This is a genomic window from Pseudomonas chlororaphis subsp. piscium, from assembly GCF_003850345.1.
GTDB lineage: Bacteria > Pseudomonadota > Gammaproteobacteria > Pseudomonadales > Pseudomonadaceae > Aquipseudomonas > Aquipseudomonas piscium.
Genome location: NZ_CP027707.1, coordinates 3,273,868 through 3,298,030 on the forward strand (window position 1 = coordinate 3,273,868; position 24,163 = coordinate 3,298,030).

Annotated in this window: 21 protein-coding genes; 5 read left to right on the forward strand and 16 right to left on the reverse strand. The window is 62.8% G+C overall.

Annotated features, from left to right (window positions below; genetic code table 11):
• Positions 1-134 precede the first annotated feature (134 nt).
• Genes C4K38_RS15195 through C4K38_RS15205 form a run of 3 tightly spaced genes read right to left on the reverse strand, consistent with a single transcriptional unit; the run spans position 135 to position 2,933 of the window.
• A complete protein-coding gene (locus C4K38_RS15195) occupies positions 135-1,544 on the reverse strand; it encodes an ArnT family glycosyltransferase (RefSeq protein ID WP_053279086.1) in 1,410 nt (469 codons plus the stop codon).
• The gene (locus C4K38_RS15200; RefSeq protein ID WP_231998543.1) at positions 1,541-2,494 is read right to left on the reverse strand and encodes a glycosyltransferase family 2 protein; all 954 of its coding nucleotides are present in this window, start codon (positions 2,492-2,494) and stop codon (positions 1,541-1,543) included. Before C4K38_RS15200 ends, C4K38_RS15195 begins: the two co-directional genes overlap by 4 nt.
• A gap of 25 nt (positions 2,495-2,519) precedes the next feature.
• A complete protein-coding gene (locus C4K38_RS15205) occupies positions 2,520-2,933 on the reverse strand; it encodes a GtrA family protein (protein WP_081001505.1) in 414 nt (137 codons plus the stop codon).
• A gap of 318 nt (positions 2,934-3,251) precedes the next feature.
• On the opposite strand from C4K38_RS15205, the gene C4K38_RS15210 reads away from it, so the two are divergent.
• Positions 3,252-4,115 carry a LysR family transcriptional regulator gene (locus C4K38_RS15210; protein ID WP_025808969.1) on the forward strand — a complete coding sequence of 288 codons (864 nt, stop codon included), beginning with the start codon at positions 3,252-3,254 and terminating at the stop codon, positions 4,113-4,115.
• Between the two features lie 193 nt (positions 4,116-4,308).
• Here the strand turns inward: C4K38_RS15210 and C4K38_RS15215 are convergent, their stop codons facing one another.
• The 12 genes from C4K38_RS15215 to arnB form a co-directional block, all read right to left on the reverse strand.
• Positions 4,309-5,016 (reverse strand): HPP family protein, encoded by a 708-nt coding sequence (locus C4K38_RS15215; RefSeq protein ID WP_053279089.1) that lies wholly within the window; start codon positions 5,014-5,016, stop codon positions 4,309-4,311.
• A 157-nt stretch (positions 5,017-5,173) separates the two neighbouring features.
• Entirely contained in the window at positions 5,174-6,358 is a 1,185-nt protein-coding gene (locus C4K38_RS15220) for an MFS transporter (RefSeq protein WP_053279090.1), read from the reverse strand.
• 232 nt (positions 6,359-6,590) lie between these two features.
• Entirely contained in the window at positions 6,591-7,124 is a 534-nt protein-coding gene (locus C4K38_RS15230; RefSeq protein WP_053279091.1) for a GNAT family N-acetyltransferase, read from the reverse strand.
• Between the two features lie 41 nt (positions 7,125-7,165).
• Positions 7,166-8,782, reverse strand: a complete 1,617-nt coding sequence (locus C4K38_RS15235) for a phospholipid carrier-dependent glycosyltransferase (protein ID WP_053279092.1) — start codon at positions 8,780-8,782, stop codon at positions 7,166-7,168.
• The gene (locus C4K38_RS15240; RefSeq protein ID WP_053279093.1) at positions 8,783-10,156 is read right to left on the reverse strand and encodes a UDP-glucose dehydrogenase family protein; all 1,374 of its coding nucleotides are present in this window, start codon (positions 10,154-10,156) and stop codon (positions 8,783-8,785) included. It lies immediately after the preceding gene.
• Positions 10,153-10,566, reverse strand: a complete 414-nt coding sequence (gene arnF / locus C4K38_RS15245; RefSeq protein WP_053279094.1) for a 4-amino-4-deoxy-L-arabinose-phosphoundecaprenol flippase subunit ArnF — start codon at positions 10,564-10,566, stop codon at positions 10,153-10,155. Before arnF ends, C4K38_RS15240 begins: the two co-directional genes overlap by 4 nt.
• Entirely contained in the window at positions 10,563-10,907 is a 345-nt protein-coding gene (gene arnE, locus C4K38_RS15250; protein ID WP_053279095.1) for a 4-amino-4-deoxy-L-arabinose-phosphoundecaprenol flippase subunit ArnE, read from the reverse strand. Before arnE ends, arnF begins: the two co-directional genes overlap by 4 nt.
• Positions 10,904-12,550, reverse strand: coding sequence for a lipid IV(A) 4-amino-4-deoxy-L-arabinosyltransferase (gene arnT / locus C4K38_RS15255; RefSeq protein WP_053279096.1), 1,647 nt, complete (start codon positions 12,548-12,550; stop codon positions 10,904-10,906). Before arnT ends, arnE begins: the two co-directional genes overlap by 4 nt.
• Complete coding sequence (arnD, locus tag C4K38_RS15260; RefSeq protein ID WP_053279097.1) at positions 12,547-13,431, reverse strand: 4-deoxy-4-formamido-L-arabinose-phosphoundecaprenol deformylase; 885 nt, start codon at positions 13,429-13,431, stop codon at positions 12,547-12,549. Before arnD ends, arnT begins: the two co-directional genes overlap by 4 nt.
• On the reverse strand, positions 13,431-15,422 hold the full coding sequence (gene arnA / locus C4K38_RS15265) for a bifunctional UDP-4-amino-4-deoxy-L-arabinose formyltransferase/UDP-glucuronic acid oxidase ArnA (RefSeq protein WP_053279098.1): 1,992 nt from the start codon (positions 15,420-15,422) through the stop codon (positions 13,431-13,433). Before arnA ends, arnD begins: the two co-directional genes overlap by 1 nt.
• The gene (arnC, locus tag C4K38_RS15270; protein WP_053279099.1) at positions 15,419-16,438 is read right to left on the reverse strand and encodes an undecaprenyl-phosphate 4-deoxy-4-formamido-L-arabinose transferase; all 1,020 of its coding nucleotides are present in this window, start codon (positions 16,436-16,438) and stop codon (positions 15,419-15,421) included. The genes arnA and arnC overlap by 4 nt, the downstream gene beginning before the upstream one ends.
• The gene (arnB, locus tag C4K38_RS15275; protein WP_053279100.1) at positions 16,435-17,583 is read right to left on the reverse strand and encodes a UDP-4-amino-4-deoxy-L-arabinose aminotransferase; all 1,149 of its coding nucleotides are present in this window, start codon (positions 17,581-17,583) and stop codon (positions 16,435-16,437) included. The genes arnC and arnB overlap by 4 nt, the downstream gene beginning before the upstream one ends.
• A gap of 756 nt (positions 17,584-18,339) precedes the next feature.
• Between arnB and C4K38_RS15280 the strand changes: the two genes are divergently transcribed.
• Positions 18,340-19,122, forward strand: coding sequence for a substrate-binding periplasmic protein (locus C4K38_RS15280; RefSeq protein WP_053279101.1), 783 nt, complete (start codon positions 18,340-18,342; stop codon positions 19,120-19,122).
• A 65-nt stretch (positions 19,123-19,187) separates the two neighbouring features.
• Here the strand turns inward: C4K38_RS15280 and C4K38_RS15285 are convergent, their stop codons facing one another.
• The gene (locus C4K38_RS15285; protein WP_231998542.1) at positions 19,188-20,231 is read right to left on the reverse strand and encodes a hypothetical protein; all 1,044 of its coding nucleotides are present in this window, start codon (positions 20,229-20,231) and stop codon (positions 19,188-19,190) included.
• 335 nt (positions 20,232-20,566) lie between these two features.
• On the opposite strand from C4K38_RS15285, the gene C4K38_RS15290 reads away from it, so the two are divergent.
• Genes C4K38_RS15290 through C4K38_RS15300 form a run of 3 tightly spaced genes read left to right on the forward strand, consistent with a single transcriptional unit; the run spans position 20,567 to position 24,118 of the window.
• Complete coding sequence (locus C4K38_RS15290; protein WP_053279205.1) at positions 20,567-21,490, forward strand: ABC transporter ATP-binding protein; 924 nt, start codon at positions 20,567-20,569, stop codon at positions 21,488-21,490.
• A complete protein-coding gene (locus C4K38_RS15295; protein WP_025808948.1) occupies positions 21,487-22,221 on the forward strand; it encodes an ABC transporter permease subunit in 735 nt (244 codons plus the stop codon). Before C4K38_RS15290 ends, C4K38_RS15295 begins: the two co-directional genes overlap by 4 nt.
• A 10-nt stretch (positions 22,222-22,231) precedes the next feature.
• On the forward strand, positions 22,232-24,118 hold the full coding sequence (locus C4K38_RS15300; protein WP_053279103.1) for a GldG family protein: 1,887 nt from the start codon (positions 22,232-22,234) through the stop codon (positions 24,116-24,118).
• Positions 24,119-24,163: the final 45 nt, after the last annotated feature.

The following is a 24,163-nucleotide window of genomic DNA, read 5'->3' on the forward strand; positions in this document are numbered from 1 at the left end:
CGGTGTGTTCGCGCGCGAACGATGAGGGATCGTAACAGTGCAAATTTGCCATGTACAACCGGGATAACTGCAGGTTGGCTGTGCATTTTTGCATGAGGCGCAGCGCTGGCGAAGGCGCCGCCCAAGGCCGGTTTTCAACGCCCCACGCACTTGAATAGCACGCTCTGGCTGATCCGCAAGCGTTCCTCGCAGCCCAGGGGTTGCAGCTGCGCGCGGTGCTGGTCCAGGTGCGGGTCCAGGTCCTTGGCCCGGCGCGCCAGGTAGAAGGCGCCGCTGGCGGGCAGCTCGGCGAGGCTCTTGATCCGCCGTGCCTGGCCCCCACTGTAGAACTCCCCTGAATAGGAGCGCCGCCCCCAGTAGTACAACGGTGCGGCCTCCGTAGCCTGCAGGTCGTTCCAGGCCTGGGCCAAGGCTTGCTGGTTCTGTGGGCGCTGGAAGGTTCCGCCCTCGACCACCGCCACCGTCAATCCCAGGGGCAATGCCAGCGCCATGCCGGCCATCAGCTTGCCCGGGGCGTTCGAGCGCGTGCGCAGGGCCAGCGCCAGCAGCAGGCACCAGGCGGGCAGGGCGGGCAGCACATAGGTCCAGAGGATATTGCCGGAGAAGGTGAAGAACAGCGGGGTGGTGAGTGCCCACAAGGTGATGAAGCTCAGGGATAGACGCATGTTTGAATGTTGCCGATAGACCCCGTACAGCAGGGGCAACAACAGGCTCCAGGGGAACAGCGCCAGCAGCAGGTCGAGCCAGATGCTGCCGGTCGGTCGCGCATGGGCGCTGCCATACAGGTCGCCAGCCCAGTCGCTGACCACATAACGTTTCCAGTGTTCGCCCACCAGGAAGTAATCGAGAAACCCGGGGCTGCGCAGTTCGGCCCAGATATACCAGGGCAGCGCCACCAGCAGCATCAGCGACAGGCCGCTGAACCAGGGCAAGGCCCAGAGGGCACGCCACTGTTTGTTCAACAAGGTCCAGAGCCCCGCCTGGGCGCCCACCAGCACCAGCGCCAGCGGCCCCTTGGCCAGCAACCCCAGGCCGAGGCCGAAGAAACCGGCCAGGGCCCAGGCCCGGTCGCCATGCAGGGTGCCGCGCCAGAAGCCGTAGCAGGCCAGCAGCACGGCGAACCCCAGGGCCGGATCGGTCAGCACTACGCCCGCCGACAGCAGGCCCAGGCTGGAGCTGGAAAACAGGATGGCCGCCACCAGCCCGGTGCGCTCGTCGTACTCCTCGCGGGCAAAGCGGATGAGGATCAGGCAACTGCCGAGGTGCAACAGCCAGGCGGGCAGGCGTGCGGCGAACTCGTTGATGCCCAGCAGCTGCATGCTCAAGGCCTGGGTCCAGAAGGCCAACGGCGGCTTGCCCCAGAAGGGCACGCCATAGTCGAACATCGGCGTCACCCAGTCGTCGAGTTCGAGCATCTTGCGCGCCATCTCGGCGTAGCGCGCTTCCGAGGTGTCCATCAGGGGGTAGAGGCCGAGGGTCATCAGGCGCAGGCCCAGGATGCCGAGCAGCAGCCACCACAGGTGGCGGGTTGAAAGGCTGTTCATCGGATCTCGTCTTGTTCGCTGGATGGCACGGAGGGTGGCGCTTGCAGGCGCTGGGGAAAGCCGCCAAAGGTGCTGCGCAGGAAATACAGCGGGCGGTGCTTGACCTCCACCAGCGTGGCGCCGATGTACTCGCCGACCATGGCGATGCCCACCAGGGCCAGGGCCAGCGCGCCGAGGATCAGGTGATGCACGTCGAAGGCATCGATCAACCACTGGCGCAGCAGGTAGCCGCCAGTCAGCAGCAGGGTTGCCAGGCTGAGCAGGCTGAACCAGCGCAGGGGTTTGCGCGAGAAGGCCAGCACGCCCTCCATGGCCAGGTCCACCAGGGCCATGGGGCTCCACTTGGACTCGCCGGCGCCGCGCCGCGCGCGCTCGTAGGGAATCTCCACGGTCTTGAAACCCAGCCAGTTGACCAGGCCTTTCATCAGGGTGGCGCGCTCGGGCATGGCGCGCAGCGCGTGCAGGGGCGCGGCGCCGATCAGGCGAAAGTCGCTGACGTCCGGCGGCACCGGGTACTTGTCCACCAGCAGGTTCATCAGCTTGTAGTAGAACTGCGCGCCCAGGCGCTTGCCCGCGGTGTCGCTGCGTCGGTCGCTGCGCTGCATGTTGACGATGTCGTTGCCGGCCAGCCAGTGGCGGACCATCAGCGGAATAAGTTCGGGCGGGTCCTGCAAGTCGGCATCGATAAACAGCAGCGCATCGCCGGTGGCATGATCCAGCCCGGCGGACATCGCCGATTCCTTGCCGAAGTTGCGACTCAAGTTGAGACAGCGTACTTGAGGCGTTTGGCAGAACTCTTCCAACAACTCGGAACTGCCGTCCTGGCTGCCGTCGTTCACATAGAGAACTTCGTAGACCAGTGAAAGTGTCTCCATCACCAACATCAGGCGGCGGTGGAATTCGGGCAGTACATGGGCTTCGTTATAGCAGCAGATAATGATGCTGAGCATTTCGCGGGTGTCTGGTCGAGCACAACTAGGCAACTTCATGTTTAAAAGTCCAGGTTCGATTGATCCAGTAACTGACCAGGGTCAGGCAGAGGGTGCTGAGCACTTGCATCAGCAAGGGCGAGTCAGGTTCGAGGCGCAGCAGAAACAGCATCAGCAGGGCATTGCCGAGGTTGTAGCCAGCGGCCGTCAGGCAGAAGCGCAGGGCCTGATCGGCCCTGGTCTCGGGGGCCACCCGGGAAAAGGTCCAGCGCCGGTTGCCCTGATAGCTGACCCAGGTGCCCAGGCCGGCGCCGAGCAGGCTTGCCAGCAGCGCCGGCATGCAAGCGATCAGGGCCAGGAACAGCGCGTAGTGACTCAAGGTGGCGAGAACGCCCACCAGGGCGTAGCGGGAAAGTTGCTTCAGATAATGATGGAAGGGTGTTTTTAATATTCGCGACATCGACAATTCCCAGAGTGGCGAGCGCGTTAATTCTTGGAGGAGTTGTGTCGATGTTAAGTGGGTGTTTTGTGAAAATATCGTTTGTCCGGTCGGGGAAGATATTTCACGAAGTAACCTGATAAATAAGTCATTATTTGTTCGATGCCAGTAAAGTCGCGGTGTTGCTGAAATTGGCAGTAAGCAAACTTACCGGAACATATCCTGGTTGTTATTCAGCTGTCAGTTTGTAATGGTCAGCCGCTAGGCAAAAGTTGAAAGCCTGGCTCGAAAGCCCCGGGTCGTTACAATGGCGCTCGACTTTCGTGACCCAGAGGCAACATGGACATCGACCTGGCCCGCACCTTTTTGCAAATCGTCCGCAGCGGCAGCCTGATCGCCGCGGCCGAGCGCCTGCATCTGACCCAGACCGCGATCAGTGCCCGGGTGCAGAACCTCGAAGGCCAGCTCAACTGCAAGCTGTTCGTGCGCAACCGCGCCGGGGCCCGGCTGACCGCCGACGGCGAGGCGTTCATCGTCTACGCCAACCAGCTGGTGCAGACCTGGGAAGCCGCCCAGCGCGACCTGCCGCTGCTGGCCGGTTATCGCAACGTGCTGCATATCGGTGGTGAAGTCAGCCTGTGCAATCCGCTGATGCTCAACTGGGTAAGGCGCTTGCGCCAGGCGATTCCCAGCCACGCCGTACGCAGCCAGATCGCCGAGGGCGCGAGCCTGCAACGCCAGCTGGAACTGGGGGTGCTGGACGCCGCGCTGGTGTTCCAACCGGTGTACGGGCCGGGGTTGCAGGTCGAGCAGTTGCTGGAGGAAAAGCTGATCCTGGTGCGCCTGGCCGGCCGGCCCGAGCCTTATGTGTACATCGATTGGGGCGAGGATTTCCGCCGCCAGCACGACGCGGCGCTGCCGGACCAGGCCAAGGCCGCGGTGGGTTTCAACCTCGGGCCGCTGGCCTTGCAGTTCATTCTCGAAGGCGGCGGCAGCGGCTACTTCCGTACCCGGGTGGTGCAAAGCTACCTGGACAGCGGCGTGCTGGAACGGGTGGAAAAGGCCCCGGAATTCAACTTCCCGACCTACCTGCTGTATGCCCGCGAACGGGACTCGGCGGAGTTGCAGCAGGCCTTCGAAGTGCTGCGCGAAGTCATCGCCAGTGACACCGACTGGTCGCAGCGTTGGGATCCGATGATCTGAATCGAGACAACCTCAAGAAACGTGGCGTCTAGTTTTACGACCTCTACGCCCGAACGCGGACCGGGCCGATCGCAGCCTGCGGCAGCGGCTACAGGGCGCGGAGTTGCTGTAGCCGCTGCCGAGCCTGCGAAGCTGCGATCGGCAACGCAGTTGCCGTAAAACCTGAGTCCGCGATCCGTCTGGATAACCCGGATCACACCCGCGGCGCCAACACCTCACCAATACTCCGCCGGCGCGCATGAGCTTCGCTGGCATGGATCAGTTGCTCCAGGTCTTGCGGCGTGACGTCGAAGAACTCCTGCATTTCATCCAGCGCCAGCTTGAGGTCGGCGGCGGTGATGGCCAGGGCATCGGTGGATGGCTGATCGGCGGGCAGCTTGGTCGCGGGTTCACTCTGGCCCTTGGGGTAACGGATGCGGGTCAGGTTGTTGTAGGCCAGGGCGCTGAGCAACAGGCACAGGGCCGCCAGCATCACCGGGCCCAGGGCCAGCCAGTCGAGGGCGATGGTGGCCGGGTCGGCCAGCACCATCGTCAGGGCCACGGCGCCGGCTGGCGGGTGCAGGCAGCGCAGCCAGCACATCAGCACCAGGGACATGCCGGCGGCCAGGCAGGCGCTGCCCAGGGTGCGTCCAAGTACATGGGCCACCAGCAACGCCAGGACCGCGGCGCACAGGTAGCCGCCGAGGATCGACCAGGGTTGCGCCAGCGCCCCGGACGACACCGCGAACAGCAGCACCGCCGAAGCCCCCAGCGGGCCGATCAGGTGCAGCGCCACCTCCATACCGAACACCCGGCTGCATAACCAGACACTGAGCAGCGTGCCCAAGGCCATGCCGATCGCAGCGCGGCTCCATTCCGAGGGGCGGGTATTGATGGCGGCGGGTTTCCAGCGAGCAAGCATGACGAAGCGATCCAATTCCGGTTCAGCGGGCAAAAAGAAGGGCTTGTCTGGATCACCAGAAAGCCCTGAAACGTTCCAACATTTGGGGGGAGGAACCGGCACAGTGTGCCGATCAATCGAAGCGTCTACAAATTCATAATAATGCTGTTTAAGTGCACTATTTTTGCACTGTCGCGGCCTGGGCCACCCGCCGTCCGCTGATGAAACACAGCAGCCCGCCCAGGGCCGCCAAGGCGCTCAGGGCATAGAACATGGTCGGCGCCGGGGTGTGCACCAGCAGGTAGCCGCAGATCACCGGGCTCAAGGCGCCGCCCAGGGCCGCGAGGTTCTGTGCGCCGTAATAGCTTCCGCGCAATGCCTCGGGGGCCAGGGTGTCGATGAACAGGAACTCCGCCGGGTAGATGATCATCTCGCCGAGGGTGAAGACGAACATCGCCAGGCACCAGCCCAGCAGGCTGTCGGCCAGGCTGAAGCCGATCAGGCCGAGGATGAACAGGCTGGTGCCGACGGCGATCCAGTAACGCAGCTGTTCGCGCTTGAGGAAACGGCCGATCTGGTACTGCAAAAGGATCACGCTGATGGCGTTGCAGGCCAGCAGGGCGGCCATGGTGTCGAGGGCGCTTTTCGCGTCTTCGGTGACCAGCAGGTACTGCGACAGGTACAGGGTGAAGCGCCCGTGGACGATGGTGCTGAGCAGGCAGCCGCAGGTGAACATGATCAGCGTGCGGTTGTTTTTCAGGGTCACCAGGGTGTCGAGGAAACTCTGCGGCTTGCTCAGCGAGGACAGGCCCGGAGTCGGTGGAATGCCGCGCATCAGCAGGGTGCTGAGAAGGGCGATGGCGCCGGCGATCAGGAACGGCGCCAGCGGCAGGTGCCCGGCGATCACTACGCCGAGCATGGGGCCGGTGGCGTAGCCGATATTGGTCAGGGTGTAGCGCAGGGAGAACACCCTGGCCCTCTGACTCACCGGCAGGTTTTCGCTGATGATCGCCTTGGAGCCGATCAGGAACAGCGCCGAGGCGGTTTCGGTGATCACCAGGATCCCGGTGGTCAGGTAGAGGTTGTGGGCGAAGGTCAGCAGCACAAAACCGATACCGCTGGAGAGCATGGTCAGGATCAGCAGCCGGCGCTTGTCCAGGCGATCGAGAATGTAGCCGCCATACAGCGCGAGCAGGGTGGCGATGAACACCGCGATCCCCAGCAGCAGACCGACGTCCTGCTGATCGAGGCTGAGTTTTTCGCTAAGGAACAGGGTGAGCAGGGGGCTGGTGATGGCGCGACTGACGACAATGGTCAGCGAGCAGATCATCAGGCGGCGGATAACCAGCGAATAAGTGGCCACGGTGGTGCACGAGTCCTTGTTGTCTGAGTGGGCGATAATCCCTAGCGATCCTGCAGCCCAGGCTCGCCATCCTCTGACAGTTGCGCGGGCACTTCAAGAAGACCCGCGCCCCATCTCAAATACCGCCCCATCTTCTGTAGGAGCGAAGCTTGCTCGCGATGGTCGTTAACGATGGCGCGTACTCATTGGATGAACGCGGCGCACTCAGGTGCATCGCGAGCAAGCTTCGCTCCTACGATTGGCTTGGTTCAGCAGGCAGCGTCAGGCGCATGGCGCAGCGCCGGGCCGTTGGCAGGCCATGGCGGGCTTCCTCGGCCAGTACCTGTTGCAGGCGCGGCCCCAGTTGGTCGGCGTCCAGGGTGACAAACCCGCAGCGCTGGTAGAAGGGTTCATTCCACGGCAGTTGGCGAAAGGTGCTCAGGGTCAGGGCGCTGAAGCCTTGCTGGCGCGCCTGTTCGCGCACCGTCTCCAGCAGGCGGCGGCCAATGCCGCGCCCTTGGGCGTTGCTGGCGACCGAGATTTCCCAGATATGCAGCGCGTCGGCGCAGGCTTCGGCGTCGAGGAAGGCGCACACCTCTTGCTCGAGCACCGCCACCCACACCCGCTGCTGGCGGATATGCGCGCGATGCTGCGCGGCGTCGGGCACCGCGGCGTCGGCCAGCCAGGCCAGTTCGGGGTCGCGGCGAAACAGTGCGGCGGCGCTGCGCTCGATGGTGGGGAGCAGAATGGCATCGGCCTCTGTGGCCAGGCGGATTTGCAGAGTCATGGGGCGCGAGTGTAAGGAGCCAGGGGGCGGTGGGGCAACCTTCAGGGTTGGGGAGTGGCAGGCAGGTGCAGCATGACGAAGTCGTTCTTGTCGAAGCGCCCGCTGAGCACCGGGGCCAGTCGCGCCAGGGGCGTGGCCTTGAGCGTCGCCAGGTCGCTTTGATCCATGATCACCCAGGCCGGGCCTGGTATGGCCGCAAGAGCCTCGGGGCGCTCGGTGAACAGCGGCTGCAGGTCCTGGTCGAGGTTGACCATGAACTTGATGGCCTTGGCGTCCTTGCCCATGGCGTGCAACACCAGCGGCGCCGGGTCGTTCTGTATCAATCTTTGCGCCGCGAGGCTGAAGTCGCGGGTGTCGTAAAGCTGGCGTTCGACGGGTTCGAACACCCCGATGTAGGCGGCCCAGACCGCCAGCACCGCGGTATAGGCCAGGCCGACGGCACGCGAGTGCGGCCGGGCCAGCATCAGCAGCGCGGCCATTTGCAGCAGGCCGAGGAGCGCCAGCATCGCGCTCAGGTCCGGCAGTTGCTCGGGGAACTTGCGTTGCAGCACCAGCAACCCGCCGATCAACAGCCCCGGCAGCAATAGCCATATGCCTTGGATCGCGATCCGCAGCCAGGCCAGGAAGCGCCCCTGGCGCGCCTGGAACGGGTAGGCCGCGACAATCGCCGCCATGGGCAGCATCGGCAGCAGGTAGCGGGCTTTCTTGGCCTGGGGAATCGACAGGCCGATCATCACCAGCAGCCCCGCGGCGGTGCACAGGCGCAACAGCTTCAGCGCCGGGTCCGGTTCGTCGCGCCGGGCCAGCAGCACGCCGATCCACGCCAGGATCGCCAGGGGGTAGGCCAGGGCGTAGTTGCCCAGGGAACTGCTGAAGTAATAGGACCAGCCGCTGCTGCCTTCGCTGCCGTCCATGCGCCCCATGAACTGCATGCGGATCACCTCCTGGACAAAGGCCGGCCCGCCACTGAGTTGGGCCAGCCACAGCAGCAGGCCGACGCAGGCCAGCAGCAGGAGCAGCGCAACGCAGCCGAAACCGAACAGGCGGCGCCACTGGCCGCCCAGCAGGTAATAGCTGCACAGCATGCCCGTGGGGATCACCAGGCCGATCGGCCCGCGGATGGCGAACCCCAGCACCAGCAGGAGCAGGATCAGCCAGAGCCGACGGGGCGCGGCGAAATGGTCATGGGCGTAGCCCAGGTAAAACACCGCCAGCGCCAGGGCGGCGAGTATCTGGTCCAGGGACACGGCGCGGGTTTCGCAGATAAAGGTATTGCTGAGCAGCAACAGGGCGACGCTGAGCAGCGCCCAGGTCCTGGAACAGGGCGCCACCAGTCGATAGATCAGGCTGACTATGGTGGCCGAAGCCAGGGCCGTGGGCAGCCAGGCGCTCAGGCTGACGACCCGGCCGAACGGCAGCGAGAACAGATAGATCAGCAGCGTCGAGGCGCTGCTGTAGTCGGCATAGGGCTGGCCATAGGTGGTGGGGAAGAACCCCGGCCCATGGCGCAGCATTTCCTTGGCGAACAGGACGAACCTGGAATCGAAACCGGTCACCGTCTGCTGGTAGACCCCGGCACAGAACAGCAGCAGTGCCAGCAGCCCCAGCCCCAACGCTTGCCAGTGCAGTGTCTGGGCGGGGACGGCGCGCGGGGTCATTCAGGCTTCAACCGGTGTGCCGGCCCATTGCTGGTAAGGAATCGGCAGGTGGCGCGACTCGCCGCGGCCGATCGGGAAGTAGGTGAAGCCGCTGCGGGCCAGGCGCTCGGCGTCGTACAGGTTACGTCCGTCGAAGATCACCGGGGCCTTGAGGCGCTGTTGCAGCAGATGGAAATCCGGCGCCTTGAACTGCTGCCATTCGGTGCAGATGATCAGCGCGTCGGCGTCGTTGAGCACCGATTCCGGGGTGCCCATCAACATCAGCTTCGGCTCGTCGGGGTACAGGCGCTGGGTTTCCTGCATGGCTTCCGGGTCGAAGGCGCGCACATTGGCGCCGGCGGCCCACAGCGACTCCAGCAGCACCCGGCTGGGGGCGTCGCGCATGTCGTCGGTGTTGGGCTTGAAGGCCAGGCCCCAGAGGGCGAAGGTCTTGCCTTTCAGATCGCCCTGGTAGAAGGCGTTGATGCGCTCGAACAGCTTGTGCTTCTGCCGTTCGTTGATGGCTTCCACCGCTTGCAAAAGGTCGCTGGAGCAATGGGCCTGCTCGGCGCTGTGGATCAACGCGCGCATGTCCTTGGGGAAACACGAGCCGCCATAACCGCAGCCCGGATAGATGAAGTGGTAGCCGATGCGCGAGTCGGCGCCAATGCCCAGGCGTACTGACTCGATGTCGGCCCCCAGGTGTTCGGCCAGCTCGGCGATCTGGTTGATGAAGCTGATCTTGGTCGCCAGCATGCAGTTGGCGGCGTACTTGGTCAGCTCGGCGCTGCGCAGGTCCATGAACATGATGCGGTCATGGTTGCGGTTGAACGGTGCGTAGAGGTCGCGCATCACGTCGCGGACTTCTTCGCGCTCGCAACCGACGATGATCCGGTCCGGACGGCGGCAGTCGGAAACCGCCGAGCCTTCCTTGAGGAATTCCGGATTGGAGACGATATCGAACGTCAGGGCGCGCCCGTCCAGGGCCTTTTCGATGTGCGCTTTCAAGGTGTCGCCAGTGCCCACCGGTACCGTGGATTTCTCCACCAGGATCACCGGCTTCTCGCGGTGCCGGGCCACGGCGTCGCCCACCGACAGCACATAACGCAGGTCGGCCGAGCCGTCCTCGCTGGACGGTGTGCCGACCGCAATAAACAGCACCTGGCCATGTTGCACCGCGAGCTTTTCATCGCTGGTGAAACTCAGGCGTTTGCCTTCCAGGTTGTCGCGCACCAGGCTCGACAGTCCGGGCTCGAAGATACTGACGTGCCCCTGTTGCAGCTGCTGGACCTTGTGTTCGTCAATGTCCATGCAGATGACATCGTGGCCGACTTCGGCCAGCACGGCGGCCTGTACGAGGCCGACGTAACCACTTCCAAATACGCTGATTTTCATGGGGTATTCCTGGGACTTGTCGCGGGAGCAGGTCGTGAGTTGATGGTAATGACGCCGAGGATGACCAGCGCCACCCCCAGGGTTTTCGAGAGACTGAACGGCTCGTTGAACAGCGGTAGCGCGGCGGCCAGCAGGTAGACCAGGGCGTAGCTGATGCTGAGCAGGGAATAGGCCCGGCCCAGCGGCAGGTCGCGCAGGGCCAGCAGCCAGCAGAGCATCGACAGGACATAGGCGAGGATCGCCGCCAGCACCACGCCCAGCGCCAGCAGGTCGACCTGGCCGGTGGACAGCGCCGCCAGCCAGTCCGCCGGCGCCGGCAGGCGGGTCATGCTCCAGCGCATGCCCAACTGCGCGGCGCTGACCAGCAGCACGCTGCCCATGGCGAAGGTGAAGCCCAGAGCCCGGTTCATGCGTGGCGACTCAACAGCAGTACGCCACCGAGCACCAGCGCCACGCCCAGCCAGTGGCGGCGGTCGATGGTTTCATGGAAGACGAAGCGGGCGATCAGGGTGATCAGCACGAAGTTCAGGCTGAGCATCGGGTAGGCAATGCCGACCTCGACCCGCTGCAGTACCAGCAGCCACACCAGCAAGCCCAGGCCGAGGCTGGCCAGGGCCAGCCACAGCCAGGGCGAGCGCAGTTTGTCGAGCGCGCCCGAAGGCTGGCCACGCCAGCTTTCCACGGCGAACTTCTGCGCGATCTGGCCCAGGCAGGTCAGCAGGCAGGCGACGAGCAGCAGCAACAGGCTCATGGTTGGCTCTGAGGGAAGATCAGGATCACGAGATTGCCCTGGTCATAACGTTTGAAATCCTGCGGCAGCAGATCGATTTCGTAGTGTTCGTCGGCACTGACGCGCATCACCACGCCCACCTGGCCTTGCTTGCGTGCCTCGGGCAGCCATTCGCCGACCTTGCGCAGGTCGATATAGCGATACTGGGTGTCAGGATAGGCCAGGCCATATTTCACTTCGCCTGTCGTGTTGTACAAGGCGATATCCGGGCGCTTGAGGCGCCAGGCCAGCGCCGAGGCGGCGCCCAGGTCGTTGCTCACCAGGGTATGGCTCCGGGCGAGTTCCTCGGCGTGATCGATGATGAGTTGATCCGGCATCTTGTTGTAGACCACCGAGTTCGGCAGGCCAGCGGGCAGCAGGGCGATGAGCAGCCAGCTGCCGAGCGCCGGCGCGGCCCACAGTTGCAGCGGGCGGAAGGCCGGCAGCAGGTTGCTCATGTTCCAGCCAAGCAGGGCCAGGAACACCAGCACCAGATGCCCGGGCTCGTTGCTGTACAGCGGCTTCTTCAGCTGGAAATACACCAGCGCCAACAGCAGCAACAGGCCCAGCACCAGGTTGAGCACGGCGTTGAGGCGGATAATCCGGGTTTGCCCGGCGTGCAGCCGGTCGCTCAGGCTATTGCCCATCAGCAACGCCAGCGGCAGCAGGCACGGCAGGATATAGGCCGGCAGCTTGCCCTTGCTCAGACTCAAGAATGCCAGCGGCAGGATCAGCCACAGCAGCAGGAAGCCGATGCTTGCCTGGCGCCGGGTCTGCCAGGCCTGCTTCAAGGCGCCCGGCAACACCAGGACCCAGGGCATGCTGAACGCCACCAGCAATGGCAGGTAGTACCACCATGGCGAGGCGTGCTGGGCGTCTTCACCGGCAAAACGACGGATGTGTTCATGCCAGAAGAAGAAGCGCCAGTAATCCGCTTCCTGGGCATGCACCGCCAGGGCCCACGGTAGGCTCACGACAATCGCCACCAGCACCGCGATGCCGCCGTAGATGAACAGTTCGCGCAAGCGTTTCTGCCAGAACATGTAGGGCAGGGCGATCAGCACCGGCAGCAGCCAGGCGAGGAAACCCTTGGTCATGAAGCCCATGCCACAGGCGAAACCCAGGCCGGCCCAGGCCAGCAGGCGGCCGCGCGGTGTGCCGTTGTCCAGGGCAAACCACAGGGCCACCAGGCTCAGGTTGACCCAGAAGGTGAACTGCGGGTCGAGGTTGGCATAACCACCGGTGCCGACCACCACGCAGAAACTCATGTACAGCAGGGCGCAGACCAGGCTCTTGCGCGGGTCGTTCCACAACCGGCTGGCCATCAGGTAGGCCAGCAGCACGCTGAGGCCCATGCTCAGGGCCGAAGCCACCCGCACGCCGAACAGGTTCTGGCCGAACACCGCCTGGCCGAGGGCGATCATCCAGTAGCCGGCGGCCGGCTTCTCGAAATAACGGATGCCCATGAAATGCGGCGATGCCCAGTTACCGGTCAGGAGCATTTCCTGGCTGATCTGCGCATAGCGGGTTTCATCGGGAATCCACAAACCGTGGGTGGCCATCGGCAGCAGGAAGAACAGGCCGAAGGCAATCAGTAAAAGAGGCAGGGCCCAGCGTCTGGTCATGCGCCTTGCACCCCCAGCCAGCCTTCGCGGCCTTCGAGGGCGCCACGAATGACCTGCCCCTGGGGCAGGCTCTGCAAGGAGGCGGGCAACAGGTTGCCCAGGGCAGTGAAATGAATGTCGCGCTGGCGGGCTTGCGCCAGTAGCTGACGAAAATCGTTGGCCATCAGAATCCCTTCGACCTCGGCGTGAATGGTGTAGACGTTGAGCCTGTCAGGGCTGAACCGGTCCAGGATGAATGTGTTGAAGTCATGAGCCGCAACGGTCGGCCCGACTACTTCGTCGAAGGTCGGCAGGTCGACCGGAATCTGCGGGGCGCCCAGGCCGCCATCCGCCAGCCGTGGCTGGAAGATCGAGGTACCGCGGCAATCGCTGTTGTAGCGAAAGCCGAAGCCCTGCTTGGCCTCGATCACCGACTCGTCGGCGCGCCAGCCGGCGGCCGCCGAGCAGTCGACGTGCTGGCCGAGAATGTCATTGAGGGTGTCGACGCCCTGGCGGATCTGCTCGATCAACTGCGCCTGGTTCCAGCGCCCGGCATTGGCCTGCCAGCCGTGGTGATCCCAGGCATGCAGGCCGACTTCATGACCGGCGTCCCGGGCCCGGCGCATCAGGTGCCCGAGGTCGCGGCCGATCGGCTTGCCCGGCCAGGCGGTACCCGCCAGCAGGATGTCCCAGCCATAAAGGCTGGCGGCGTTGGAGCGCAGCATCTTCCACAGAAATTGCGGACGGATCAGGCGCCACAGGTGGCGCCCCATGTTGTCCGGGCCGACGCTGAAGAAGAAGGTGGCCTTGATCCCGGCTTCATCGAGCAGTTCCAGCAACCGCGGCACCCCCTCACGGGTGCCGCGATAGGTATCGACATCGATTCGCAGACCTGCCTGCATCAACGCTTGTCCGCGATTTCGAGCATGGCTTCGCGCAGGAAGAAGTCCAGCGTGTTGCCGATGGTTTCCTTCATCTCGACGGTCGGCTCCCAGTTCAGCAGGCGCTTGGCGTTGGCGATGCTCGGCTTGCGGTGTTCCACGTCCTGGTAACCGGCACCGTAGAACGACTTGCTCTCGACGTCGCGGAAACCGGCGAATGGCGGGAAGTTGCCACGCAGCGGGTGGGCTTCGAACTGACGCAGCAGCTCTTCGCCCAACTGGCGGATGCTGGCTTCGTTGTCCGGGTTGCCGATGTTGATGATCTGGCCGTTGCAGGCGTCATTGTCGTTGTCGACGATGCGCGCCAGGGCCTCGATGCCGTCGGCGATGTCGGTGAAGCAGCGCTTCTGCTCGCCGCCGTCGAACAGGCGGATCGGCGTGCCTTCCACCAGGTTGAGGATCAGCTGGGTGATGGCCCGGGAGCTGCCGATACGCGCCGAATCCAGGCGGTCCAGGCGCGGGCCCATCCAGTTGAACGGACGGAACAGGGTGAAGTTCAGGCCTTTGCTGCCGTAGGCCCAGATCACCCGGTCCAGCAACTGCTTGGACACCGAGTAGATCCAGCGCTGCTTGTTGATCGGGCCGACGATCAGGTTGGAGCTGTCTTCGTCGAAGTTCCGGTCTTGGCACATGCCATAGACTTCGGAGGTCGACGGGAAGATCACGCGCTTGTTGTATTTGACGCAGTAGCGAACCAGCTTGAGGTTCTCTTCGAAGTCCAGCTCGAACACGCGCAGCGGGTTGCGGGTGTATTCGATCGGGGTGGCGATGGCCACCAGCGGCAGGACCACGTCGCACTTCTTGATGTGGTACTCGATCCACTCGGAGTGAATGCTGATGTCGCCTTCGACGAAGTGGAAGTGCGGATGGTCGCGCAGGCGCTCGATGGCGTCGGAGCCGATATCCAGGCCGTAGACCTCGTACTTGTCGTCACGCAGCAGGCGCTCGGACAGGTGGTTGCCGATAAAGCCGTTGACGCCGAGGATCAGCACCCGGGTGCGCCGCGGGGCACGGCCGGATTCGGCGCCGCGCAGCAGCGAACCATCCACCAGGCCCAGTTCGTTGGCCAGTTGCGGGCCGCTCAGGTACAGGCCGTTGTCGTTGCGCTGGCCGGCGTTGATCAGCAGCGAGTCCTGGCCGCAGGCGATGCGCAGCGGATTGGTGCTGATCACCCGGCCCGGGGCCTGGCCTTCATTGCCCTTGACCACCTCGGCGCTCCAGACGATCAGCTTGTGCTCGCCCACGGCGCAGAACGCGCCCGGGTAAGGCTTGGTCACGGCACGCACCAGGTTGAACAGTTGCTCGGCCGGCTTGTTCCACAGCAGTTTGCCGTCGGCCGCGGTACGGCGACCGAAGTAGCTGGCCTTGGATTCGTCCTGGGCGGTTTCGCTGACCTTGCCTTGCGCCAGGGCGGGCAGGGTGTCGCGCAGCAGGCTGGCGGCGGCATCGCGCAGCTTGCCGTGCAGGCTCAGCGCGGTATCGCTGCGCTCGATGGCCACCCGCTGCTGGGCAATGATCGCCCCGGCGTCGGCACGCTTGACCATGCGGTGCAGGGTCACGCCGGTTTCGCTTTCGCCATTGACCAGCACCCAGTTGGCTGGTGCGCGGCCACGGTAGTTCGGCAGCAGCGAACCGTGCAGGTTGAACGCACCCTTGCTGGCGGTGGCCAGCAGCGCTTCGCTCAGCAGGTTGCGATAGTAGAAGGAGAAGATGTAGTCGGGGTTGAGCTTGGCGATGCGCTCGACCCACAGCGGGTGGTTGGCGTCTTCCGGGGCATGCACCGGGATGCCCTTGAGCGAGCACAACTGGGCCACGGAGCCGTAGAAGGTGTTTTCCTTCGGATCGTCGGCATGGGTGAAGACCGCGCCGATTTCATAGCCTGCGTTGAGCAGGGCTTCGATGCCTGCGCAGCCGATATCGTGGTAGGCGAAGACAACAGCTTTATGACTCATGGCGAAACCTGATCGGAGAGAGTGGAAGTTAGACCGTCAACCGTGACAGCGGGAGCAGGGGCGGCAGGCTGGCTGCGCAGAACTTTTTCAATGAAGAAGCGTGGGCGGGCGCGTACATCGCTGTACATGCGGCCCAGGTATTCGCCCAAGAGGCCCATGCCGATGAACTGGCCACCGGTGAACACGAACAGGATGGCGAACAGCACGAACATACCGTCGCCGGCCCATTGGGCGCCGAACACCAGGCGCAGGAAGATCAGCATCAGGGCGAACAGCACGCCGAGGCCGGCCATGCTGAAACCGATGATGCTCAGCAAGCGCAGCGGCGTGGTGGTCATGCAGGTGATCAGGTCGAACATCAGGTTGATCAGGCGCATCGGGCTGTACTTGGAATCGCCGTGTTCACGCTCGGCGTGGTTCACCAGCACCTCGGTGGTGTGGCGGGCGAAGCTGTTGGCCAGGATCGGGATGAAGGTGCTGCGTTCGCGGCAGGCGAGCATGGCGTCGACCACGCTGCGGCGGTAGGCGCGCAGCATGCAGCCGTAGTCGTTCATGGCCACGCCGGTGGAGCGTTTCACGGCCAGGTTGATCAGCTTCGACGGCCAGCGGCGCCAGGCGGAATCCTGGCGTTTGTTGCGCACCGTGCCGACCACGTCGTAGCCCAGCTCGGCCTGGGCCACCAGGCGCGGGATTTCTTCCGGCGGGTTCTGCAGGTCGGCGTCCAGGGTGATGACCACATCGCCGCGGCACTGCTCGAAACCGGCCATGATCGCCGCATGCTGGCCGTAGTTGCGATTGAGGATCACCGCCACCACCGGGCTGCCTTCGCGGCCGGCGGCTTCCTCGAGGATCTGCGCCGAGTCGTCGCGGCTGCCGTCGTCCACCAGGACGATCTCGAAATCGTGCTTGAGCTGGCGGCACGCCGCTTCAGTGCGCCGCAGCAGTTCGGGCAGGCTTTCTTCTTCGTTGTAGACCGGAATGACGATCGACACGAACTGGATTGGATAAGGTTTCAAAGGTTTCGGTCCAGACAGGTTTTGATGGCGCCGACGACCCGCTCGACATCGTCGAGGGTCATGTCGGGGAACAGCGGAATCGAGCACAGGCGCGCCGAGTTCCACTCGGTGTTGGGCAGCCGCACATCCGGGAAGCGCTGGCGGTAATAGCTGTGCAAGTGAGTGGCGACGAAGTGGATGCCGCTGCCGATGTTCTGCTCCTGCAGGGCCTTCATGAAGCCGTCGCGATCGATGCCGCAACGCTCGGCGTCGATGCGCAGGATGAACAGGTGCCAGGCATGTTGCTGCGGATACTGCGGCAGGTGCAGCGGTTGCACCGGCAGGTCGCGCAGTTGCTCCAGGTAGGCGTTGGCCAGGATCTCGCGCTGGCGGTTGATCGCGTCCAGGCGCTGTAGCTGGACCAGGGCGATGGCGGCATTGATATCCGCCAGGTTGTATTTGAAGCCGGGCTCGATCACCTCGGCCTGGGGCTTGCGTCCGTGGGTCAGGCGGTCATAGGCATCGACCCCCAGGCCATGGAACTTGAGCATGCGTACCCGATTGGCCAGGGCCTCGTCATCGCTGACGAACATCGCGCCTTCGGCGCAGGTCATGTTCTTGATCGCATGGAAGGAAAAGATCGCTGTGCCCCGGGCGCCAATGGGCCGGCCGCGATAGGTGGTGCCGGCGGCGTGGGCGGCATCCTCGATCACCGCGATGCCGTGTTTGTCGGCCAGGGCGTAGAGCGGATCGAGGTCGAAGGCGGCGCCGGCGTAATGCACCGGGATAATCGCTTTGGTCCGTGGCGTGATCGCTGCTTCAATGGTGGCGGCATCGGTCATCAGGGTGTGCGGATCGACATCGACGAAGACCGGAGTCGCCCCCAGCAGGCAGATCATGTTGGCCGTGGAAACCCAGGTCTGCGAGGGGGTGATCACCTCGTCGCCGGGGCCAATGCCCAGCGCCAGCAGGGTAATGTGCATGCCGCCGGTGGCCGACGACAGCGCCACCGCGTGCTGGCAACCGACCCGCGCGGCGAATTGCTGCTCAAGCTCCTGGTTTTTCGGTCCGGTGGTGATCCAGCCAGAACGTAGAACCTGCTCGACCGCTGCAATCTCTTCATCGCCAATACTCGGGCGCGAGAAAGGAAGGAAAGCCTGGTTCATTGAGACCTCGGGGAAAAAGGATTTTCAGCAATCGAAAGGAGAAAAAGCGCCTGTGTTACGGCTGGGAGTATTCAAAAAAGGCGTTTTTGGTTCGGTCATTGAAGCGCGTCCATAAGTGAGGTCGTTGTGGTCGTCCATGCCTGATTGCAGTAAAGACCATGCAGGGTAAAAGTAAAGCCAGATCAGTGTGTTAGCTTTTGTTTCAATCAGATGACCGGGCTGACTCCCTGCGCCTATGAATGGATTCAGGTTAAGCGGAAAAATGTGAAACGAACATGAAAAAAAGGCCAACGGAGCGTTTATCTTTCACCTAGACAGCCAGTGTTCAGACTTCGCCACTAGTTGACCGATAAAACCCCTGTTACAGCATCCCCAAGGTGTTTTTTTCGCTGACAACAGGGGTAAAAGTCACTTGGCCGAGAGACGTTTTTTACCTTTGCAGACGCCATTGTTTTCAAACACCACATGAACTAAGGAGCATCTGTTTGCACATCACCGACCCGTGGACGCTCTATCTTGCTGCCTTGACACCTTCGGGGCGCCGACCGATACGACCTTTGACAGGGCCGTGGCGTTCCCGTCGTATACTCCGTCGGGCTTGTAGCGGCGCCCGATCGCTTGCCTGAAGTCAAACGGCACTCTTGTCGGCAGAATCCGGGGGAGGGAAGGCGCCGGCAATAACACTGCTCTACCATTCACCGTTGAATAACCACCGGCCACTCAATAACGAATAGAAGCCAACAAGAGGCTCGTTGTGTGATTGACAGAACACCAGCCAAAGGCGTTTCTCTTTTCAGCCTGTTGTTACTGCCGCTATTGCTGGGAAGGGTTCCTGTGCTCGAGGCACACGAGTCTCTCGAGTTGCTGATGCCGGACGCGCCGCCCCTGACCATGGTCAATCAGGGCGATCGTCACGGCATAGTCGGCGACATTGTCTTGCGGGCGCTGAAAAACAGTGGATATGCCAGCGAACTCAGAAACCTGCCATGGGCGCGGGCGCAGAAATACGCCCTCGAGAAGGACAACGTGCTGATCGCGCCGCTCAGCCGGACACCCGAGCGGGAAGATCGCTACACCTGGATTGCCCCGATCATGCAGATGGACCGGGCGTTTTTCAGCCTCGAGCATAAAGTGACGAGCTTCGAAGAAGCCCGGCGGCGTTTCAAGGCCATCGCCGTGGGGTTGGGCAGTGCCCAGGAAGAAATCCTGCGCAGCAAGGGCTTCGCCCCGGAGCAGATCTATGCCATCAAGATCGGCGAGAACCCCGCGCAATTGCTGTTGAAGGGCAGGGTGGACGCCTGGTTCAACGGGGTCCAGGAAAGCCGCTATATCTGGCAGCGCGTCTCCAGCCGGCCGCTGTTGATGAGCCCGCCCCTGGTGAGTCATGAGCTTTACCTCGCCTGCTCCAAAGTATGCAGCGCCGAGATCGTGAGCCATGTTGCGAAGGCCATAGAGACCATGCGCCGTGACGGTTATATCGAGAAAGTCAAAGGCCGCTATCTAAATAACGACCCGCTGGAAAAGTCCGGCAGTTTGTAATTGAACGGCTTCAGGCTTTACCGGTCTTGCCAATAACCAAAGTCTGCCTGGCGACCAGGACAAGTTTATTCGGACAGGGCATCCTCATTGAGCCGAATGATCTCGTTCAGATTTTTCAGAGTGTTGTTGAAGTTGTCCTTGGCATGGTTGAGCTTCTTGAATTGCCCCACCAACTCCCTGGTTTTTTGCTGCAATGCGTCTTCACGTTTATCCAGTTCGCCCTGACGCGCTTCTTGTTGCGCGCGTATCGCACTGTCGGCTTGCCGATCCTGATCAAGTTGCCGTTGCAGTTGCTGTAACTGCTCTTCCTTTTGTTCGAGCAGGCGCTCTTTCTCCTGTAATTGAGACTCTCTGGAATCCAGGGTCTGCTGTTGCGTCTGGCTCTGCTGTTTCTGTTGCTTGAGCCGGTTGGCGATACTGGAGAACTCCATCAGGCTTGCCTCGACATCCTGCAGGAAGTGCTCGGGGTCGGTGCCCGGGAAAGGCCAGTCTTCATCCTGGGGTTCGGCCGGGGGCTGCTGCTCGGCTGGCATCGCCAGGGGGCCGGCATCGGAGTAGCGGATTTCGGCCGCGGGCGCGTCTGGCTGGGGGCTTTGGGTTTCGGAGCTGCCCGCAGTCTCGGTGGATTCGTGGCGTTCTTGTTCGGCGCTGTCGCCCGCCTGTTCGTCGAGTTGCGCCAGGGCGGCGTCGAGTTGCTGGTCATCTATGGCTGTGGGCGAATGTTCGATCGCCGAGCCAAATTGAGCCGAAGCCTGGAAACTCAGCAGCTTGGCGATCCATTCCTTCTTGGTGCTCAACAAACGATGGTCCGCCGCCGCGGCGGCGGGCAACTGTTGCTTGTTCAGGTCCAGCAGATGGTAGGGCACATCGCTTTCACGGTGTTCACCGGTGGCAGCCTCGCGCAGGATCTGGCTGAACACGCGAATCGCCAGTTGCCCGTCCTCGTCCGAGTCCAGGGCGCCCAGGCAGTAGTTGCCCCCTTCGCTGAATAACAAGGCGATATAGACGCGCAGATTATCTTCATCAAGGCTTTCATTCAGGCTATAGGCGAGAAAGTTTCGACCTGCTTCTGGAACAGAAAAACTGCAGAGCAAAGCCGCTGTCAGCATTTGCTGTTCTTTGTTTTCGATGAAGATAGTGCGTAAGAGCATAGGTCACCCAGTAAACTCAAGTAAGAATATGAGAGCTAGGATACTAGGAAATAATGTCAGCTGGCGTTAAGAGCAATACTCTGGCTGCATAGGATAAATCTTATATTTCTATCGAATGATCTTATTCATATGCCTTTATACCCGCATTAAAAATATCAACGTGTATTGTATTGCGCCCAATCCGGCACAACACCGCTATTGATCCTGTTGCAACTACCCAATCTCAACCCGCTGCTGAATATGAATGGCCTCTGGCTGTTCACCTCAGACTTCTCTTGCTGAACCTGGAAGCCATGATCGAAATATCCAAACTAACCAAGTCTTTTTCCGGGCAGGTCGCGGTCGACGATTTGTCCTGTCATATCGGCCCGGGAGAAGTACTGGGGATTCTCGGGCCAAACGGTGCAGGCAAATCCACCACGATGAAAATGCTCACCGGCTTTCTGGCGCCGACCTCCGGCACCGCGAGCATCCTGGGGTTCGACATCCGCACCCAGACCCGCCACGCCCAGCGGCAGATGGGTTACCTGCCGGAAGGCGCGCCCAGCTACAGCGACATGGCGGTACAGGGTTTTCTCGAGTTCATTGCCAGCGTTCGCGGCTATCGCGGTGCGCAGAAGCGCGAACGGGTGGACCGGGTGATCGACCTGCTGGAACTGGGCGACGTCCGGCGCCAGACCATCGAGACCCTGTCCAAGGGCTTCACCCGCCGGGTCGGCCTGGGCCAGGCGATCCTCCACGATCCGCGGGTGTTGATTCTCGACGAACCCACCGACGGGCTCGACCCGAACCAGAAGCAACTGGTTCGCCAACTGATCCAGGACTTGGGCCAGGACAAGATCGTGATCATCTCGACCCATATCCTCGAAGAGGTGTCGGCTGTCTGTAACCGCGCCCTGATCATCAGCAATGGCCGCTTGCTGGCCGACAGCACGCCGCACGAGTTGGAGCGCAGTTCCCGCTATCGCCAGGCGGTGACCTTGCAGGCCGACGAACCGCTGGACCTGCTGGCCCTGGTGGTCTTGCCGGGCGTGGCGGGCGTCGAGCAGAACCCGGCCGAAGGCAGCCTGACGCTGCTGGCGCGGCCCGGCGAGGTGATTTTTCCTCAGGTCAACGCGCTGGTGACCGCGCGTGGCTGGAAGATGAAGCGCCTGGAGCTGGAGCAGGGCCGTCTCGACGAGGTGTTCCAGACCCTGACCCGGGGAGAATCGGCATGAGACAGCTACCGGTGATTTTCAAGCGTGAGCTGGGCAGTTATTTCGCCACGCCGCTGGCCTTCGTATTCATCGAGATCTTCCTGGTGCTCTCGGGCGTCTTCACCTTCTACCTGGGCAGTTTCTACGAGCGCAACCAGGCGGACCTGGCGCCGTTCTTCGACGTCCATCCCTGGCTCTACCTGTTCCTGCTGCCGGCCCTGGCCATGCGCCTGTGGTCGGAGGAGCGCAAGTCCGGCAGCATCGAATTGCTGATGACCCTGCCGGTGAGTTGTTTCGAGGCGGTGGTCGGCAAGTTCCTCGCCGCCTGGGTCGTCGCCGGCATCACCCTGTTGTTGACCCTGCCCATGGTGCTGACCGTGAATTACCTGGGCAACCCGGACAACGGCGTGATCCTGACCGGCTATCTGGGCAGCTGGTTGCTCGCCGGCACCTACCTGGCGATCGGCTCCTGCATGTCGGCCATGGCCAAGAGCCAGGTGATTGCCCTGATCCTCGCCTTCCTGGTGTGTTTCCTGTTCGTCGCCTGCGGTTTCTCCCTGGTGCTGGATGCACTCAACCCATGGGCGCCGCAATGGCTGTTGGACTTGCTGGCCTCGCTGAGCCTGCTGACCCATTTCGGCACGATCAGCAAAGGACTGATCGACCTGCGCGATCCGCTGTATTTCCTCAGCGTGATTGTCGCCTGGCTGATGGCCACGGTGGTGACGGTCAACCTGAAGAAAGCCGAGTGAGGACGATTCGATGAAACGCATGCTGTATTCCACTTCCGGCCTGTTGCTGATTGCCTTGCTGTTCCTGGCCTTCAACCTGGCGACAGGGCTGCTGCTCACGGGTGTCCGGCTCGACCTGACCCAGAACAAGCTCTACTCCATCAGCGCCGGCACCCGGCAGATTCTCGCGGAGCTGAAACAACCGCTCGACCTGTATTTCTACTTTTCCGACAGCGGCTCGAAGGAGCTGATGCCGATGCGCGGCTATGCCCAGCGTGTCCAGGAACTGCTCAAAGTTTATGAACGCGAGGCCGACGGCAAGATCCGCCTGCATGTCATCGACCCGCTGCCGTTTTCCGCGGAAGAGGACAAGGCCAGCGAGTTCGGCCTGCAGGCCGTGCCGCTGGGGCAGGGCGGGGCGCCGGTGTATTTCGGCCTGGCCGGTACCGATGAGCAGAATAACGCCCAGACGATCGAGTTTTTCGCGCCGGACCAGGAGGAGTTTCTCGAGTACGACATCAGCCGCTTGCTGCAAGCCCTGGCCAACCCCAAGCGCCCCACCCTGGGCCTGCTGAGCAGCCTGCCGGCCAACGGTGGCTTCGATATCCGCACGCAGAGCAAGACCGAGCCGTGGATGATGCTCCAGGAGCTGCGTCGGGAGTTCGACCTGCAACAGCTCAAGCCCGATACCCAGGACATCCCGAAAGACGTCGACATCCTGATGTTGCTGCACCCGAAAAAGCTCTCGCAGCCGACCCTGTATGCCATCGACCAGTTCGTGTTGCGCGGCGGCAAGCTGCTGGCCTTCGTCGATCCCTACAGCGAGCAGGACTCCGGCGAGGAGTACTTCGGCATCCAGAGCAAGGACAAGTCCTCCAATCTCGAGCCGTTGTTCAAGGCCTGGGGCATTCATATGCAGCCGGGCAAGGTCCTGGGGGACAACCTCTATGCCTTGCTGGAGACTTCCGAGGAAGACGGGCGCCCGATGCCGCGGCCGTTCACCCTAGGCGTGCCGCAAGCCGCGCTGAGCCAACAGGACCCGAGTACCGCCGGGCTGGAGTTCATCGCCCTGACCACCGTCGGCATCCTCGAGCCGGTGGCCGGCGCCAGCACGCACTTCACCCCGCTGATGTATAGCTCCGACTCGGCCAAGACCTTCGAGGCGGACCGTTTCGACAAACCCGCCGACCGCAAACAACTGGTGCGCGACCAGGAGCAGCCGAGTCAGCGTTACGTTATCGCCGCCCGGGTGCAGGGCCCGGTACACACCGCCTTTGCCGACGGCATCGAGGGACGCAAGGACGGCCTCAAGGAAGCGCAGCAGGTCAACCTGGTGGTGGTGGCTGATACGGACCTGTTGACCGACCGGATGTGGCTGGAAATGCAGGACGTCAACGGACGCCCGGCAACGCGACCATGGGCCGACAACGCCTCCTTCGTGCTCAATACCCTGGACAACCTCGCTGGCTCGGACGCCCTGAACAGCCTGCGTTCGCGCGGCCCCTACAGTCGTCCGTTCGTGGTGGTGGAGCAATTGCGCCGCCAGGCCGAAGCCAGCTTCCGGGCCAAACGCTTCGCCCTCGAGGAAAGTCTCGAGGAGACCGAAGGCAAGCTGCAGCAATTGCAGGGTTCGTCGGACAAGGGCAAAACCCTCAGCGCCGAACAGCAGGCGACGGTGCGCCAGTTCATGCAGGAGAAAACCCGCATCCGCAAGGAACTGCGCGAGGTGCAATACCAACTGAACGCCGATATCGATGATCTGGGAAGGACCTTGAAGATGTTCAACATCGCCCTGGTTCCGGCGCTGTTGAGCCTGGGCATGCTACTGGTCTGGGCCGTGCGCTACCTGCGCCGGACCAGGACCCTGTCACGCAAGCCTGCGCCGACCGGCAAGCTAGCCGGCTCGCGGCGGGCGTAGGCGACCAGGACCCGACCTGCCATTCGTACGGCAGGTCGGGCCAGC

What these genes read in the sequence shown, in the direction of transcription:
- C4K38_RS15195 (WP_053279086.1), bottom strand. Translation starts at nt 1,544, where the DNA reads ATGAACAGCCTTTCAACCCGCCACCTGTGGTGGCTGCTGCTCGGCATC.
- C4K38_RS15200 (WP_231998543.1), bottom strand. Translation starts at nt 2,494, where the DNA reads ATGCTCAGCATCATTATCTGCTGCTATAACGAAGCCCATGTACTGCCC.
- C4K38_RS15205 (WP_081001505.1), bottom strand. Translation starts at nt 2,933, where the DNA reads ATGTCGCGAATATTAAAAACACCCTTCCATCATTATCTGAAGCAACTT.
- C4K38_RS15210 (WP_025808969.1), top strand. Translation starts at nt 3,252, where the DNA reads ATGGACATCGACCTGGCCCGCACCTTTTTGCAAATCGTCCGCAGCGGC.
- C4K38_RS15215 (WP_053279089.1), bottom strand. Translation starts at nt 5,016, where the DNA reads ATGCTTGCTCGCTGGAAACCCGCCGCCATCAATACCCGCCCCTCGGAA.
- C4K38_RS15230 (WP_053279091.1), bottom strand. Translation starts at nt 7,124, where the DNA reads ATGACTCTGCAAATCCGCCTGGCCACAGAGGCCGATGCCATTCTGCTC.
- C4K38_RS15235 (WP_053279092.1), bottom strand. Translation starts at nt 8,782, where the DNA reads ATGACCCCGCGCGCCGTCCCCGCCCAGACACTGCACTGGCAAGCGTTG.
- C4K38_RS15240 (WP_053279093.1), bottom strand. Translation starts at nt 10,156, where the DNA reads ATGAAAATCAGCGTATTTGGAAGTGGTTACGTCGGCCTCGTACAGGCC.
- arnF (WP_053279094.1), bottom strand. Translation starts at nt 10,566, where the DNA reads ATGAACCGGGCTCTGGGCTTCACCTTCGCCATGGGCAGCGTGCTGCTG.
- arnE (WP_053279095.1), bottom strand. Translation starts at nt 10,907, where the DNA reads ATGAGCCTGTTGCTGCTGCTCGTCGCCTGCCTGCTGACCTGCCTGGGC.
- arnT (WP_053279096.1), bottom strand. Translation starts at nt 12,550, where the DNA reads ATGACCAGACGCTGGGCCCTGCCTCTTTTACTGATTGCCTTCGGCCTG.
- arnD (WP_053279097.1), bottom strand. Translation starts at nt 13,431, where the DNA reads ATGCAGGCAGGTCTGCGAATCGATGTCGATACCTATCGCGGCACCCGT.
- arnA (WP_053279098.1), bottom strand. Translation starts at nt 15,422, where the DNA reads ATGAGTCATAAAGCTGTTGTCTTCGCCTACCACGATATCGGCTGCGCA.
- arnB (WP_053279100.1), bottom strand. Translation starts at nt 17,583, where the DNA reads ATGAACCAGGCTTTCCTTCCTTTCTCGCGCCCGAGTATTGGCGATGAA.
- C4K38_RS15285 (WP_231998542.1), bottom strand. Translation starts at nt 20,231, where the DNA reads ATGCTGACAGCGGCTTTGCTCTGCAGTTTTTCTGTTCCAGAAGCAGGT.
- C4K38_RS15290 (WP_053279205.1), top strand. Translation starts at nt 20,567, where the DNA reads ATGATCGAAATATCCAAACTAACCAAGTCTTTTTCCGGGCAGGTCGCG.
- C4K38_RS15295 (WP_025808948.1), top strand. Translation starts at nt 21,487, where the DNA reads ATGAGACAGCTACCGGTGATTTTCAAGCGTGAGCTGGGCAGTTATTTC.
- C4K38_RS15300 (WP_053279103.1), top strand. Translation starts at nt 22,232, where the DNA reads ATGAAACGCATGCTGTATTCCACTTCCGGCCTGTTGCTGATTGCCTTG.